The following is a 14,274-nucleotide window of genomic DNA, read 5'->3' as shown; positions in this document are numbered from 1 at the left end:
GCTCTCCGCCGACGTTCTGCCGGAGCCGGCCGGGTGGCACGATGTCCGCATGGCCTCCGACCGCCCCGTCCTGCTCGTCGTCGACGTCGCCGACGGCGGCCGCGAGGATCCCGAGTTCGAGATCGAGCTGCAGCTGCTGACCGCGAGCGTCGTCTCGGCCGCCACCGCCGCGGGCTTCGTGGTCGACCGCGTCCCTGCCGAGCAGGCCGGCGCCGCCGAGCTCGAGCGCCGGCTCGCCGCCGCCGACGCCGTCGTGGTCACCGGAGGGGAGGACGTCGACCCGTCCCTCTACGGCGGCCGGTCCGACGACCCGCACCGAGGCCAGTCCTTCCCCGCGGCCGACCGCGCGCAGATCGCGCTCGTCCGCCGTGCCGTCGAGACGCGGACCCCGCTGGTCGGGATCTGCCGCGGGATGCAGCTGGTCAACGTCGCCCTCGGCGGCGACCTCGTGCAGCACCTGCCCGGCGCCGGTCACGTGGGCCGGTCGGTCCCCGGCGAGCACCTGTCCGGGATGGTCGACCACCGCGTGGCGCTCGAGCCGGGCAGCGCCCTCGCTCGCATCCTCGGCGCCGCCGAGCTCGACGTCCGCAGCTCCCACCACCAGGCCGTCGACCGTCCCGGCGAGGGCCTCGTCGTGGTCGGCCGCGCCGACGACGGCACCGTCGAGGCCCTCGAGCACGAGTCCGCGCCACTCTGGTGCGTGCAGTGGCACCCGGAGGACGCGGGCTCGCGAGGCACCGTGCTCACGGACCTGCTCGAGGCGGCGCTCGCCGCGACCGCTACTTGATCGACCCGCGCATCACTCCGCTGACCACCCAGCGCTGCGCGAAGAGGTACACGATCAGCAGCGGCGCCATCGCCATCAGGTAGGACGCGAAGGCGACGGTGTAGTTCGTGTTGAACTGCCCCTGGAAGACGTACTCGGCCAGCGGCAGGGTGCGGGCGGACGGGTCCGAGAGCACCACGAGCGGCAGGATGAAGTCGTTCCACGCCCACACGCAGGTCAGGATCCCGACGGTCGCGTTCATCGGGCCGAGCAGCGGGAAGATCACCTGCCAGTAGGTCCGCCAGGTCGAGGCGCCGTCGGTGCGCGCCGCCTCCTCGAGCTCGATGGGGATCGAGCGGATGAAGGCCGTGTAGATGAACGTGTTGATCGAGAGCCCGAACACGGCGTAGAGCAGGATCAGCCCGGCCTGGTTGTCCAGGCCCAGCAGGGCCGTCTCCTTCACCACCGGCAGCATGATGATCGGGAACGGCACGAAGACCGCGGCGAGCAGGTAGAAGTAGACGCCCTTGAAGAACGGCCTGTGCATGTTCCGGGCGACCGCGTAGGCGACCATCGAGTTCGAGAACAGCGTCAGCACGACGGCTCCGACCGTGATCAGCGCGGTGTTCACGAAGGCCTGGGGGAAGCGGGTCGCCGTCCACGCCTCGGCGAAGTTGCCCCACGAGATCGAGGTCGGCAGCTCGAACCCTGTGCCGCCGAGCTGGTCGGGCGTCTTCAGCGCGGTCACGACGGCGAAGTAGAGCGGCAGGAGGATCGTCAGCGAGCAGACCGCGATGAGCGAGGTCGCCCACCAGTTGATCCGGTAGGTGTCGCGGGAGGGCCGGCGCCGCCCCTCGGGCTCGCCGAGGGCGATCGCGGTCGTGGGGGTGATGGTCGATGTCATCAGAACGACGCCTCTCTGCGGCTGAGGACTCGGAACTGGATCAGCGAGACCACGATGATGATGAGGAAGTAGAGGACGGCGTTGGCCGTCTGATAGGCGTACTCGCCGCCCTGGAAGCCGCCGCGGTAGATCAGCAGCGTGATCGACTCCGTCGAGGTGCCGGGACCGCCGTTGGTGAGGGCGATGATGTGGTCGAACACCTGGAGGAAGTTCTTCATCGAGATGACCATGTTGATCGTGAAGAAGGAGGCGATCAGCGGGAACGTGATCGAGGTGAACTGCCGCCACCTCCCCGCTCCGTCGAGCGAGGTCGCCTCGTAGAGCTCGCCCGGGATGGTCTGGAGTCCGGCGAGGTAGATGATGATCGAGAAGGCCGAGGCCTGCCAGACCGCCAGCACCACGATCGCCACCCACGCCCAGTCGGCGTTCGCGAGGATGTTCTCGCCGATCACCGGGATCGCGCCGAGGATCTGCGGCAGCGAGTTCGCGAAGAGGTACTGGAACACGTAGCCGATGACCAGGGTCGAGAGCACGTAGGGGATGAAGTAGATCCCGCGGAACGCCGTCTGGAACTTGATCCGCGCGTTGAGGGCGACGGCGATGGCGAGCGAGATCACGTTCACCAGCACGGTCGCCACGATCGCGAAGCCGAAGGTGAACCCGTAGGCCTTCCAGACGCGGTCGTCCTGGAGGAGCGCGAGGTAGTTCGAGGCGCCGATCAGGTCCCAGGAGCCGTAGCCCGCGTAGTCCGTGAAGCTGAAGAAGATTCCGGTGAGGACCGGGACCGTGTGGAGCACGAAGAAGAGCAGGACGGCGGGGACCGTCATCCAGTAGAAGGTCTTCGAGGTGCGCCCGATGGTGCGCTTGCGGCGCGCGGGCGGCGGAGGAGTGGTCGCCACCGCCTGCGCGGCGGCCGTCGTGGTCGTGGTCATGGGGTCACTTCCTGGTCGTGCGTGCCGCGACTTTGCGCCACTCACTGTCGAGGGTCCGGAGCGCCGCATCGGCGTCCCCGCTGGCGAGGAACGCCTGGAGCGTGGGGTTGAGCGGGATGCTCGCGGGGATCTGGTGGTCGACGAAGCCGATCAGCCGTCCCTGCTCGAAGTAGGGCTGCAGCTCGGCCAGCGTGGGGTCCGAGTTGGGTGCGGCGCCGACCAGCGGCGAGAAGGCGGCCTGGCTCGCGACGTACGGCTCGACGACTCCGGGGGTCAGCAGGAAGTCGACGAAGCGGCGGGCCGCGTCGAGCTTCGGAGTGCCGCGGCCGATGGCGACGGCCACGTCGACGCCCGACGTGACCCGCGTGTCCGCCGGGTCGTCGAGCACCGGGTAGGGGAAGACGCCGAGGTCGATGTCCGGGTTGTTCGTGCGCACCGGGTTGATCGCCCAGATGCCCTGCGGGTACATGGCCGCCTCGCCCGCGGCGAAGGCCTGGTTGCCGTCGTCGTAGCCGCGGCCGAACGAGCCCTCCTGCGTGTACGAGAAGAGCTGCCCGAGCCGCTCCATCGTCGTCGCGTAGTCCTTCGAGAACGAGACGGGGGAGTCGGGGCCGAGCGCCGCTCCCTCCTCGCGCATCGCGTCGAAGAAGCCGTCCGGCTGCAGCTGCCCGCCGAGCGCGTTGAAGGCGGGGGCGCCGGTCCAGTTGTCGAGCAGGGCGCCGTAGAAGGGAGTGATCCCGGCGGCGGTGAGCGTCTCGCAGACGGCGATCAGCTCGTCCCAGGTGGTCGGCACCTCGATCCCGTTCTCGGCGAAGATCGTGCGGTTGTAGAGGATCCCGTCCGCGTTGTTCGCGAAGGCGAGCGCGTTCACCTCCTTCCCCTCGAAGCTGCCGAGGGCGGCGAGGATGTCGAGGGCCGCCGGGTTCACCCGCTCGACCAGCTCGTCGCCGGTGAAGTCGTGGAACACGCCGGCCTTCGCGAGGTCGGCGTAGTAGCCGCTGCCGTTCAGGGTCAGCACGTCCGGCACCTTGTCCTTGACGAGCAGGGTGCGGATGGCCGTGTCGGGGTCGGGCACGTTGTTGGCGATGACCCGGATGTCCGGGTTGGCCGCCTCGAACTCGCGGATGATCCGCGCGAAGTCCTCCACCGCCTCCGCCTTGAACTGGAAGAAGTCGAGCGTGGTCACTCCGTCGCCGGCGCCGGGGGAGGCGCAGGAGGCGAGGGCGGCGGCGGACGCCGCGGCGAGCGGCACCGAGAGGAACAGCCGCCGGGAGAACCCGGGGGGATGCGGATGAGCGGACATGCGGCGCCTCCTTGCGCGTGGGGACAGGTCTCAGGGCGCGCTCGACCGCGGAGGGCGGTGCGAGAGCAGGTGCGGCGGCCGTGGAGCGGGTCGGCTCCGGAGCCGGGAGGGCGGGTCAGAGGGCGATGAGCACGAGCACGACGAGCTGCTCCGGATCGAGGACGGGGGCCTGGAGCCCGACGGTGCCCAGCACACGGCCGCGGAGCGCGGTCCCGTGCTCGGCCCAGCCGAGCGGCGACTGCCCGGGGCCGCCGAGCGGCGACGTGACCGGGGCGAGCGCCACGGAGTAGGTGCGCTCCGGGTCCAGGCCCGGGAGCGTGATCCGTCCGGGCGGGTAGGTCTCGCCGGTGCGCAGCTGGGTGAAGGTGAAGAGGGCGGCGGAGCGGTCGGCGGCGACGACTCCGGAGAGCGAGGCGGCGTCGTCGGCGAGGTCGGCGCGCACGACCGTCCCGGTGTGCAGCAGCGCCCGGTGCTCGCGGTGGAAGGCGACCCAGGCGGTCAGCTCCTCCTCGACGGCGGGGGCGAGATCCGAGACGTCCCACTCGATGCCGAGGTGGCCGGGCAGCGCGGTGCCGGCGCGGAAGGCGAGCGAGTGGGTGCGCTGCGTCGAGTGCGACCGCGGCCCTCCGATGTGCTGCCCCATCAGCTCGGGCGGCACCACCAGCTGGGTGAAGGGCTGGATGGTCTGCCGCTCGAGCGGGTCGATGCAGTCGCTCGTCCAGATGCGGTCGGTGCGGGCGAGGATCCCGAGGTCGACGCGGGCGCCCCCGGAGGCGCACGACTCGATCTCGACGCCGGGATGCCGGGACCGCAGCTCGTCGAGCAGGCGGTAGAGCGCGAGGACGTTCTCGTGGACGGCGGAGCGGCCGGTGGCGGGCGAGACCGCCTCGATGACGTCGCGGTTGTGGTCCCACTTGAGGTACGCGATCGGGTACTCGATCAGCAGCGCGTCGAGGGCGTCGAGCACGTGCTCGAACGCGCCGCGCTGCGAGAGGTCGAGGACCTGCTGCTGCCGCCCCGAGGCCGGGAGGTGGCCGGCCGGGCCGAGGATCCACTCCGGGTGCGCGCGAGCCAGGTCGGAGTCGGGGCTGATCATCTCGGGCTCCACCCAGAGGCCGAACTGCATGCCCAGGCCGGTGACGACGTCCGTCAGCGGAGTGAGGCCCTCCGGCCAGACCGAAGGGTCGACGGTCCAGTCGCCGAGCGCCGCGGTGTCGTCGCGGCGGCCGAGAAACCAGCCGTCGTCGAGCACGAAGCGCTCGACCCCGATCCGCGCGGCCCGCTCGGCGAGGGCGGTGAGGCGAGCGAGGTCGTGGTCGAAGTAGACGGCCTCCCAGGTGTTGAGGGTGACGGGCCGCGGAGCGACGGGGTGCTGCGGGCGGGCGCGGAGCGACGCGTGGAACCGGGCCTGCAGAGCGCTGAGCCCGTCGCCCCAGGAGCCGTAGGCGACCGGGGTCTCGTAGCTCTCGCCCTGCGCGAGCTCGATCTCGGCGGGCCGCAGCAGCTCGCCGGCCGCGAGGAGCGAGACGCCCTCGACGGTGCGCTCGGCGCGGAGCGAGCTGTCGCCGCTCCAGCCCAGGTGGACGCCGTGCACAAGCCCGCGCTCCCAGCCGAAGCCGGGCGTGCCCGCGGCGAGGAGGAGGGTCGCGTCGGCGCCGGGGCGGCCGCGGCGGGTGCGGCGGGTGTGCTCGCCGATGGTCAGCGGGCGGCGCTGCGGGTGGCGCTCGCGGAGGTGGTGCCCGGTGGTGTCGAGGATCTCGCGCGCGGTCGCGGGGAGCGGGAAGCCGAGCTCGAAGCGCTCGAGGCGGAACGGGCGGGCGTCGAGGTTCTCGACCCGGGCGCGCTGGGTGAGCAGGCCGGCCGCATCGACCTCGAGGTCCACGGTCAGCCGGACGCCCGCGCCCGTGGCGACGGTCCGGAGGGCGGAGCCGAGCGCCTCGATGCTCTCGACCTCGAACCGCTCCGACGCGGCCGCGCGCTCGTGGGTGCCCTCGAAGGTGGGGGCGTGCTGCCAGCCGTCGGCCTCGACGGCGACGAGGCCGAACGGCGCGAAGGCGTCGAGCCCGCCCGAGACGCGCTGGGGGAGGGCGGCGTCTGCCAGGGCGGATAGTTCGGCGGCGGAAAGATCTCCGAGCGCGGCGCCCCAGTGCACGATAGTGGGGAAGGTGACGAGGCGGGCGTCGACGACGACGCTGGTGCCCCCGTCCTGCAAGTGGAAGAGGCGCGATTCCCGGCCGGAGAGGGTCACGGAGTCGTTCGTGGGGGCGATGCTGCGGTGCATGGCTTATTTCTAGAGCAGAAGTAATAGGGGTGTCAAGAGCGGCAGGAGTGGCCGGATCCGTTCCTGGTTCGGCGCAGTGCCGGTAGCTTTCTACCAGGCCGGAAAGAAGGAGCCCCGTGACCGACACCATCGTCGCCGAGGACGCCTCCGGGAGCTCCTCCGAGCTCCTGGCGCGCGAGGTCCTGATCCACGGTCCCGTCTCGCGGGCCGAGCTCGGCCGCCGCCTCGGCCTCTCGCCCGCCAGCCTGACCCGGCTCGCGCGCCCGTTCCTCGACGGCGGCCTGGTCGTCGAGGGCCCCGAGCAGAGCACCGGAGTCGGCCGCCCCGCCCGACCGCTCGACATCCGCGCCGACGCGCTGAGCTTCGCGGGCGTGAAGATCACCGGCACCGAGGTCCTCGCCGTCCGCACCGACCTGCGCGCGCGGACCGAGCGGGAGCTGGTCCGCCCGCTGCCGGGCACGGAGCCCGCCGACGTGATCGCCGCGATCGTCTCGGTCGTCGACGAGCTCGGCGGCCCCTCCGCCTTCGCCGGCCTGGGCGTGACGCTCGGCGGGAGCATCGCCGCCGACGGCCGGGTGAGCCGCGCGCCGTTCCTCGGCTGGCGCGACGTCGACCTCGCCGCTCCGCTCTCCGCCGCCCTCGGGCTGCCGGTCGCCCTCGAGAACGACGTGGTCGCGCTCACGGGCGCCGAGCACTGGTTCGGGCGCGGCCGCGGCATCCCGCACTTCGCGGTGCTCACGGTCGGCGCGGGCGTCGGCTACGGACTGGTGGTCCACGACCGGGTGGTCGCGCCCCCGGAGGCGGGGCTCGGCCTGGGCGGCCACTACCCGCTGGATCCCACCGGCCCCGTCTGCGAGGCCGGCCACCGCGGCTGCTCGACCGCGATGCTCAGCCTGCCCTCGCTCCTCCGCCAGCTCTTCGTCGCCACCGGCCGCGAGCTGACCCTGGCCGAGGGCTTCGCCGCCGCTCGCGCGGGCGACCCCGGTGCCGAGCGCATCCTCGCCGACTCCGGCACGGCGCTCGGGACGATGATCGCCGCGATCGGCAACCTCTCGATGTCCGGCACGGTGATCCTGGCCGGGGAGGGCGTCGCCCTCTACACGGAGCAGGCCGCGGTGGTGGACGCCGCGATCGCGGCCACGCGCGACCCGGACGCTCCGCCCCTGGCGCTGCTCGTCGACGACGGCGGGCTCGTGGAGTGGGCGCGCGGCGCGGCGGCCGTCGCGATCCAGCGGCTGCTGCCGCGGATCGCGCTCGGGACGCTGGGGTAGCGGGGCTCCGCGGCGCGCGGGTGCTCGGGGTGCCGGGTCTCCGCGCCCAGTGGGCCGTCGGCACGCTCGCCCGGCGGGTCTCAGCGCCGCGGAGGCTCGGGATGTCGGCCCGGCGGGTGTCCGCTCCGGGCGGGTACCGGGACGCCGGCCTCGCGGGCTAGACGCCGAGCGCCGAGCCGGGCAGGTCGCTCTGCAGGCCGTCGACGATCCGGCCGAACGCCGAGATCGCCTGGTCGTCGCCGAGACGGCCGGAGTCGACTCCTCCGGCGATGCGCAGGACCTCGGCCCGGCGCTCCGCCCGCTCCACCGCGTCGAGCCCGGAGGCCCCGATCGCTGCGGATGCGCGCACTCGCGCGACGATCGTGCCGACGTGCCATCTGCCGCGTGCCATCTGTCTCCTCCTGAAGTCCCCGACCTTCTTCGGAGCGGACGCACACCCGGATGGGTGCGCGTCCCCGCGTCCTCACCCCCTGTCGCTCCGGCGATGCGTCACGAACGGTCGTCATCCGCCCGCCGTGGCGACCGTTCGTGACGCATCGATCGAGCTGGGGAGGCGGAGCGCCCGCTCGCGGAGAGGGGGCCGGGGCGCCAGAATGACGGCGAGCGGAGGGAGGCACGATGCGACGCCTCCGCGCCCTCGCCGCCGCGCTGCTCCTCCTGCCCGCCCTCGCGGCCTGCGCGCCGGCAGGCGCGACAGGCGCCCCGAGCGGCACCGCGGCGGCCACCGCGGCTGCGACCACCGCCACCCCGGCTCAGGCCGCCCCCGACCCGGCCCGCTCCTCCGCCCCGTCCGCCCCGGCTCCCGGGGTCACCGTCTCCGTCCAGCAGAACCGCTCCGACATCGCCGGCGGCACCATGGCCTTCGAGGTCCACAACGGCAGCGGCGCCCTGATCGAGGTCACCGCGGCCCGCCTCGTGGACCCGCGCCTCGCCGTCCCGCTCACCTGGACCGGCGGCACGGGCGTCCCCGACGGGACCTCGCGCGACCTCCGCGTCGACGTGCCCGAGCCCGCCTGCCCTGCCGCGGAGGTGCCCGCCGCGCTCGAGGTCGTCCTCGCCATCGACGGCCACGGCGAGCACGCGTACCCCGCCGACGACCCGTTCTCGTTCGTCGACGCTCTCGCCCGGTCCGGATGCTTCGCCCGCACCGTCGACGCCGACCTCGCCCTGCGGATCGACACGTCCGGAGGCGCCGCGCACGAGCCGGCGCGCCTCACCATCACCGCCGACGTCCGGGGCACCCCCCTCGTGCTCCGCAGCGTCGACGCCACGATCCTGCTGCAGCCGCCCGACGCCGCCGACGCCTGGACCCTCGACCGCTCCGTGCCCGCCGGAACCCTCGACTCCGTGGTCCTGGACGCCGTCCCCACCCGCTGCGACACCCACGCGCTCGCCGAGGACAAGGTCGGCACCCGCCTGCCGATGACCGTCGAGACCGCGGGCCGGCAGGGCACCGTCGTCGTCGCCGCGACCCCCGAGCAGAAGGGCGAGCTCTACGCGTTCATCACCGCGTACTGCGCGTCCTGAGCAGGGAGGCGGGGGGCCGGGGGTGCGGACGTCCCCGCAGACGCGCCTCGCCGTGCACCTCGGCCGTCGCTCGCCGCCGCTCGCTCGCATCGGCAGGTTGCGCCGTCGGCCGCGCCGAGTCCCGCCCGTCGTGGGACGAGCCCGGCCTACCCCGCCCGGCGGCTCGGCTCAGCCCGGCCCGCTCGACTCAGCTCAGCCCGGTTCAGCCAGCGCCCCGCTCCGCTGTGCGCGCCCCAGCCGCGCCTGCCCGCTTCACGCCGGCGCCGTGCTCAGCGCCTGCAGCCCCGTCACCCGCAGCAGGTCGAGCCGCGCCTCGTCCTCGCTGCCCGGCGCCACCGTGTAGACGACGATCCGCAGGTCGGTGCCCGGAGCCGTGAGCACGTCGCAGTCGATCGTGATCGGTCCGACGGGCGTCCGCGTCACCGTCTTCCGGCTCGCGCGGTGCTCGGCGATGCGCGCCTCCGCCCAGCGCCGCTCGAACTCGGGCGACTCCTCGCGCAGCCGGGCGACGAGGGCGGCGAGCGCCGGATCGCGCGGGTAGCGCCCGGTCGCCGCGCGCAGGTCGGCCGCGAGGTCGCTCGCGAAGTCCTCCTCGTGCTGCGCGTCGAACTCGGTGCCCGCGTGGCCCGAGGTGAAGTGCCGCCAGACGAGGTTCCGCTCCAGCCCGGTGAACACCGAGGGGTCGCCGTTGAGGGCGGCCCAGAGCGGGTTCCACAGCAGGATGTCGTGGGCCGCCGTGAACACCGCGAGCGGCACGTCGCCCAGGCGGTCGACGATCCGCTGCACGCCCGGGCTCACGTGCTGCGGCACGACGCCCGGCGAGGGGACGGCGGCGCCGGCGACCCGGTAGAGGTGGTCGCGCTCGCTGTCCGTGAGCCGGAGCGCCACCGCGAGAGAGCGGAGCATCGACGGCGACGGGTTCCGTGCGCGTCCCTGCTCGAGCCGCACGAGGTAGTCGACGCTCACGCCCGCGAGCGCCGCCAGCTCCTCGCGGCGCAGGCCCGTGGCGCGGCGGCCCGAGCCCGCGGGCAGGCCGACGTCGGCGGGACGGATGCGGTCGCGCCACGAGCGCAGCACCGTGGCGAACTCCTCCATGCCGCCCATCCTCCTCCGCCCGCCGTCGCCGAGCCAGGTACTGCCGGTCCCCCCGTCGAGCGCGGCGTGGTCGAGGCCCGACCACCCGCGCAGGATGGGAGCATGACCACGACACTCATCACCGGAGCGAACCGCTCCCTCGGCCTCGAGACCGCCCGCCGACTCCTCGAGGCGGGCCACACCGTCTACGCCGGCATGCGCGACACCGCCGACGGCGACGCCGCCCGCGCGCTCGGCGCCCGCCCCGTCCGCCTCGACGTCACCGATCAGGCGAGCGTCGACTCCGCGATCGCCTCCCTGCCCGGGCTCGACGTGCTCGTCAACAACGCCGGCGTGCTCGGCACATCGTTCGGCGTCGACGACCTCACCCCGGAGGCGATGGCGGGCGTCCTCGAGACGAACGTCATCGGAATCCTGCGCGTCACGCAGGCCGCGCTCCCGCTGCTGCGGGCCTCCGCGGCCCCGGTCGTCGTGAACGTGGCGTCCGGAGTCGGCTGGCCGCGCTGGCTGAGCACCGAGGGCCACGACGAGTTCCCCGTCACCGCGATCCCCTACGCGGCGTCGAAGGCGGCGGTCGTCGCGCTCACCGTGCAGTACGCGAAGAACCTGCCGGCGATGCGGATCAACGCGAGCGACCCCGGCTACACCGCGACCGACTTCAACGGACACGGCGGGCACCAGACCGTCACCGAGGGCACGGACGCGACCGTCGCGCTCGCCCTGCTCGGCTCCGACGGGCCGACGGGCGAGTTCCACGACCGGCGCGGGCGCATCGAGTACTGAGCGGCGGGGAGGGCGGGCGCGGCCGGGCGGGGCGGCCGGACGCCGGCCCGGACCCGGCAGGCGTCCGCGCGCCCGTTCGAGAAGCCGCAGCCCCGAGTCCGGCCTGCGTCCACGTGCGCGTTCGAGCAGATCCCGCCCCGACCCTACGTGCGTCCGCGCACGCCCGAGACGCGGTGAGGTCCCCGAACCCGCCCTCGGCGCACCGGCCAGCACATGGTGATGAGGTGTCCTGTCTGCGCGGTCACCGGTCCTCGGTGCTGGGCTGTGAGTGACGGCCGGAGCCGGGACGCTGCCCACCGCGTGACAGAGGGCCGGATGAACCGCCGGCCCGACGGTGCGTGCTCGCTCCGATGCGCCTACCGACTCACCGCGTCTCGTGTCAGCTCTGCAGCTCGACCCCCCAGTTCGTCCTCTGGACGTCGGCGTCGAGCCCGCGCAGCTCGCGCGCCACGGCGTCGGCCTGCTCGCGCAGCTCCCGCACCGGCAGCGCGGGCAGGCGGCGCAGCTCGCTCCGGAGCTGGCGGTAGCCGCGCTCGCCGGCGGCCGCGTCGGCCGCGCGGGTCAGGAGGCTGTGCCGGGCGCGCAGGGCCTCGCGCCGGGCGAGCGCCGCGGTCAGCACCTCTCCGGTGGGAGTGGTGGCCGTCGCGTTGGTGAGGTTGATCGCCGTGACCAGCCGCTCGAGCTCGCCCAGTGCGCGCGTGCAGTCGGCGAGCAGCTCGGCCGGGTCCTCGGTCGGCTCCTCCCCCTCCTGGTAGGAGGCGTTCGCGACGATCCGCGACTGGAGGGCCTCGATCCGCTTCTGCAGGTCGGCCCGCTCGAGGAGTGCTTCGGCGAGAGTCATGCGACCAGGCAAGCACACATCGGCGCGACCCGCGCCCCTAGGCTGCGACCGTGCCGCTGCAGAACCATCCCGGAGACGTCGAGTTCCCCGTCCGACCCCGGCTGCGCTACGCGCGGGCGGCCGATGCGCACCGGCGCGGTCAGGGCGCCGGACGCCGCGCGCTCCTGGTGACCGCCTTCGCGGCTCCGGTGGGCCTGGTCGGCTTCGCATGGGGGCTCGCGCTCGGCGGCGGCGAGAGCGTCGTCGCGTTCACGGCGTTCGCGTTCGCACTGGCCTTCGGGCTGCTCGCCGCCACGGTCGGCTTCCAGCAGTGGGATGCGCGCGCGCCGCGCCGCGAGCAGCTCGCCTACCTCGGCGCGGCCGACTCGCCGACCCCGTCCCTCCGCCAGCAGCAGCTGCTCGCGCTCGACGCGGTCAGCGACTTCTCGTTCGCCGGCTGGAACTCCTCCCTCGCGTTCCAGCCCTCCTGGGCCGAGCTCCCGGAGGAGCTGCGGCGCCGCTACGCCGACGGAGCGAAAGGAGCGCCCTGGCAGCAGCTGCCGCTGCATCCGCTCGTCGAGCACCGGGTCGCGCTCGACCGCGACTTCCGCATCGCCTCGGCCGACGACGTGGAGCTGCTGGTCGCCGACGTGCTCACCCGCGGGCCGCTCTCGACCCGCTTCGCCGAGGTCTCGGCCTCCGCCGACGCCGAGCGGATGCGCTCCCGGGTCGCCGCGCTCACCGGCGGCAGCGAGTTCCACCTCCTCGAGCTCGCCCAGGCGGTCGACGGGCGTCCGCCGCTGCTCCTGCTCGCGGGCGACGCCGAGCGCACGATCGGCGCGATCCGCTACGCCTACGTCGCCGGCTACCTCCCGGCGGCGCGCGCCTGGGAGCTGCTGGCCGCGGTCGGCGACCGCGTCTTCGAGCGCTACTCCGGCTGGGACGCCTACTGGGCCGACGCGGCCCTCGCGATCGCCTTCCGCACCGACTCCCTCGGCGCCGTGCAGCACCACCACCGTCTGCGCGCGGAGCTCGCGGCGTCGGGGTGGCCGGCGGCGGCGGTGCCGTACCCGGGCTGAGCGCGGCTGCGGAGACGGTGCCTCCGAGCCGGAGCGTCCGGACCGGAGGCGCGCAAACGAGGTGACCTCCGTCGCCGACCGTGCCCACCGACCCTGCGAGCGCTGCGGCCCCGGGGTCAGCCCAGCTTCGAGGCGGGCACCGTCTCGAGATGGAGCAGGTCGCGGCGCAGGCGCTGCGAGCGGACGTAGCTGCTCAGCACGTGCTCGGGCGAGGGCGGGGAGTCGCTCCCGCCGAGGAGGGCGCGCGCGGTCGTGAGGCGTGCGCGGCGGATCTCGTCGAACACGGTGGTGCCGTTCCGCGCGAAGGTGCGCTGCAGCGTCCGCTTCGGGACGCCGAGGCGCTCGCAGATCTCCTGGACCGAGAGGCGGGGGTCGGTGGACATCGCGGCGATCAGGGCGAGGGCGCGCGTGTAGACGTCCTCGCTGCTCTCGCGCGGCAGCGAGGTCGCCAGCACAGCGCCCGCCAGCTGCTCGACGGCGGCCCGCACCAGGGGGAAGGCGGGGGAGTCGGCGTCGAGGGTGGAGCCGAAGGTCGCGTTGACGGTCGAGAGCAGGATTCCGCGGCTGGCCGCGTCGGCCTCGGTGACGACGGCGCCACGGTCGGCCGAGTCGACCAGGCCCAGCAGCGGGCGGTCGAGGGCGATCTCGGTGCGGGCGCTCGGGGTGTCGGTCACGATCGTGAACGGGGAGTCGCAGTGGAGGAAGGCGATGTCACCCGGCGCGACGCGGACCTCGAGCGCCGCCGGATCGTCCGGCTGGATCACGAGCGCGCCCTCGAGCGGGATGATCAGGCGGACGCCCGGGCCGGCGGCGGAGGTGCGGTGCAGGCGGGCCGGCGAGTGCCAGATCCGGAGCACGTCGACGCCGTCGCTGCAGAGGGTGTCGGCCACGATGCGGAACGCGCCGTTCGCGCGGACGTCGACGCCGCTCTGCGCCAGCCACGCGGCCGCCGCCGTGTCCCGGCGGGACACCCCGCGATCGACGATCGGTCGGCTGCCTTCTGCGATTCCCCTCACGGCGGAGTCCTTTCCTCTGGCGCGTCCTCCGTACGACGCGATCCCTCTACCCTGGCCGATCCGGCCCGGTGGTGAGAAGTCTTCATGCGATCGCATCGTCGCTCACCTCCACCGCAAGGTGTCGGATCCCGCCATCGGGGGACGGAACCTGACCTCCGGGGTGCGCCTCGGATCGACGTGGACCTCGAGCGCGGCGACGTCGGTGAACGGCCGGTCGTCGCTCGTGCGGCCCCGCAGCACGATGGAGTGGCGGAGCGTCCGGGGCGCCCTCAGCGGCGCGATCGTGTAGTGCGCGACGGCCACGAATCCCGCTCCCGGGGCGACCCGCTCGGGCCGGCCGACCACGGTGACCGGGGCCTCGTCGTAGTCGAGCTCGGCGCCCGAGCCGTCGGTGAAGGAGCCGCAGAACAGGGCGAGGTCGTGCAGGGCGGAGGTGCCGGAGTTGTGGAACTGCATCCAGAAGGTGATCACGGCGACGGAGCCGCACGCGGGCGCGA

Annotated in this window: 14 protein-coding genes; 5 read left to right on the top strand and 9 right to left on the bottom strand. The window is 73.8% G+C overall.

Going from position 1 to position 14,274, the window contains the following annotated elements:
- Nucleotides 1-49: 49 nt before the first annotated feature.
- Entirely contained in the window at nucleotides 50-787 is a 738-nt protein-coding gene (locus C5C74_RS09650) for a gamma-glutamyl-gamma-aminobutyrate hydrolase family protein (RefSeq protein ID WP_104260516.1), read from the top strand.
- Here the strand turns inward: C5C74_RS09650 and C5C74_RS09645 are convergent.
- The 4 genes from C5C74_RS09645 to C5C74_RS09630 form a co-directional block, all read right to left on the bottom strand.
- The gene (locus tag C5C74_RS09645; RefSeq protein WP_374953515.1) at nucleotides 780-1,670 is read right to left on the bottom strand and encodes a carbohydrate ABC transporter permease; all 891 of its coding nucleotides are present in this window, start codon (nucleotides 1,668-1,670) and stop codon (nucleotides 780-782) included. The genes C5C74_RS09650 and C5C74_RS09645 overlap by 8 nt on opposite strands.
- On the bottom strand, nucleotides 1,670-2,602 hold the full coding sequence (locus C5C74_RS09640; protein WP_104225874.1) for a carbohydrate ABC transporter permease: 933 nt from the start codon (nucleotides 2,600-2,602) through the stop codon (nucleotides 1,670-1,672). The genes C5C74_RS09645 and C5C74_RS09640 overlap by 1 nt, the downstream gene beginning before the upstream one ends.
- 4 nt (nucleotides 2,603-2,606) lie before the next feature.
- On the bottom strand, nucleotides 2,607-3,905 hold the full coding sequence (locus tag C5C74_RS09635; protein WP_104224030.1) for an ABC transporter substrate-binding protein: 1,299 nt from the start codon (nucleotides 3,903-3,905) through the stop codon (nucleotides 2,607-2,609).
- Between the two features lie 115 nt (nucleotides 3,906-4,020).
- A complete protein-coding gene (locus C5C74_RS09630; protein WP_104351430.1) occupies nucleotides 4,021-6,186 on the bottom strand; it encodes an alpha-galactosidase in 2,166 nt (721 codons plus the stop codon).
- Nucleotides 6,187-6,302: 116 nt separating this feature from the next.
- Between C5C74_RS09630 and C5C74_RS09625 the strand changes: the two genes are divergently transcribed.
- Nucleotides 6,303-7,457 (top strand): ROK family transcriptional regulator, encoded by a 1,155-nt coding sequence (locus C5C74_RS09625; protein ID WP_104239577.1) that lies wholly within the window; start codon nucleotides 6,303-6,305, stop codon nucleotides 7,455-7,457.
- A gap of 157 nt (nucleotides 7,458-7,614) precedes the next feature.
- Here the strand turns inward: C5C74_RS09625 and C5C74_RS09620 are convergent, their stop codons facing one another.
- The gene (locus tag C5C74_RS09620) at nucleotides 7,615-7,848 is read right to left on the bottom strand and encodes a hypothetical protein (RefSeq protein WP_104351429.1); all 234 of its coding nucleotides are present in this window, start codon (nucleotides 7,846-7,848) and stop codon (nucleotides 7,615-7,617) included.
- 227 nt (nucleotides 7,849-8,075) lie between these two features.
- Here C5C74_RS09620 and C5C74_RS09615 point away from each other — a divergent pair, with 227 nt between their 5' ends.
- A complete protein-coding gene (locus C5C74_RS09615; RefSeq protein ID WP_104351428.1) occupies nucleotides 8,076-8,984 on the top strand; it encodes a hypothetical protein in 909 nt (302 codons plus the stop codon).
- A gap of 252 nt (nucleotides 8,985-9,236) precedes the next feature.
- Here C5C74_RS09615 and C5C74_RS09610 read toward each other — a convergent pair whose 3' ends face one another.
- A complete protein-coding gene (locus C5C74_RS09610) occupies nucleotides 9,237-10,079 on the bottom strand; it encodes a helix-turn-helix transcriptional regulator (RefSeq protein ID WP_104351427.1) in 843 nt (280 codons plus the stop codon).
- A 102-nt stretch (nucleotides 10,080-10,181) separates the two neighbouring features.
- Between C5C74_RS09610 and C5C74_RS09605 the strand changes: the two genes are divergently transcribed.
- A complete protein-coding gene (locus tag C5C74_RS09605) occupies nucleotides 10,182-10,862 on the top strand; it encodes an SDR family NAD(P)-dependent oxidoreductase (protein ID WP_104267599.1) in 681 nt (226 codons plus the stop codon).
- A gap of 379 nt (nucleotides 10,863-11,241) precedes the next feature.
- Here C5C74_RS09605 and C5C74_RS09600 read toward each other — a convergent pair whose 3' ends face one another.
- Nucleotides 11,242-11,703: a DIP1984 family protein gene (locus C5C74_RS09600; RefSeq protein WP_104224023.1), complete on the bottom strand. Its 462-nt coding sequence runs from the start codon at nucleotides 11,701-11,703 to the stop codon at nucleotides 11,242-11,244.
- 50 nt (nucleotides 11,704-11,753) lie between these two features.
- Here C5C74_RS09600 and C5C74_RS09595 point away from each other — a divergent pair, with 50 nt between their 5' ends.
- Nucleotides 11,754-12,761, top strand: coding sequence for a DUF1266 domain-containing protein (locus C5C74_RS09595; protein WP_104248304.1), 1,008 nt, complete (start codon nucleotides 11,754-11,756; stop codon nucleotides 12,759-12,761).
- Between the two features lie 116 nt (nucleotides 12,762-12,877).
- Here the strand turns inward: C5C74_RS09595 and C5C74_RS09590 are convergent, their stop codons facing one another.
- Both C5C74_RS09590 and C5C74_RS17430 read right to left on the bottom strand, forming a co-directional pair.
- Nucleotides 12,878-13,732 carry a helix-turn-helix domain-containing protein gene (locus tag C5C74_RS09590; protein WP_181027279.1) on the bottom strand — a complete coding sequence of 285 codons (855 nt, stop codon included), beginning with the start codon at nucleotides 13,730-13,732 and terminating at the stop codon, nucleotides 12,878-12,880.
- Between the two features lie 147 nt (nucleotides 13,733-13,879).
- On the bottom strand, nucleotides 13,880-14,274 hold a 395-nt coding region (locus tag C5C74_RS17430), incomplete at its 5' end, for a hypothetical protein (protein WP_181134680.1).

This window comes from Rathayibacter sp. AY1E8, assembly GCF_002931415.1.
GTDB lineage: Bacteria > Actinomycetota > Actinomycetes > Actinomycetales > Microbacteriaceae > Rathayibacter.
The sequence above is the reverse complement of the archived record's forward strand: the minus strand, read 5'-3'. Positions and strand labels throughout refer to the sequence as shown.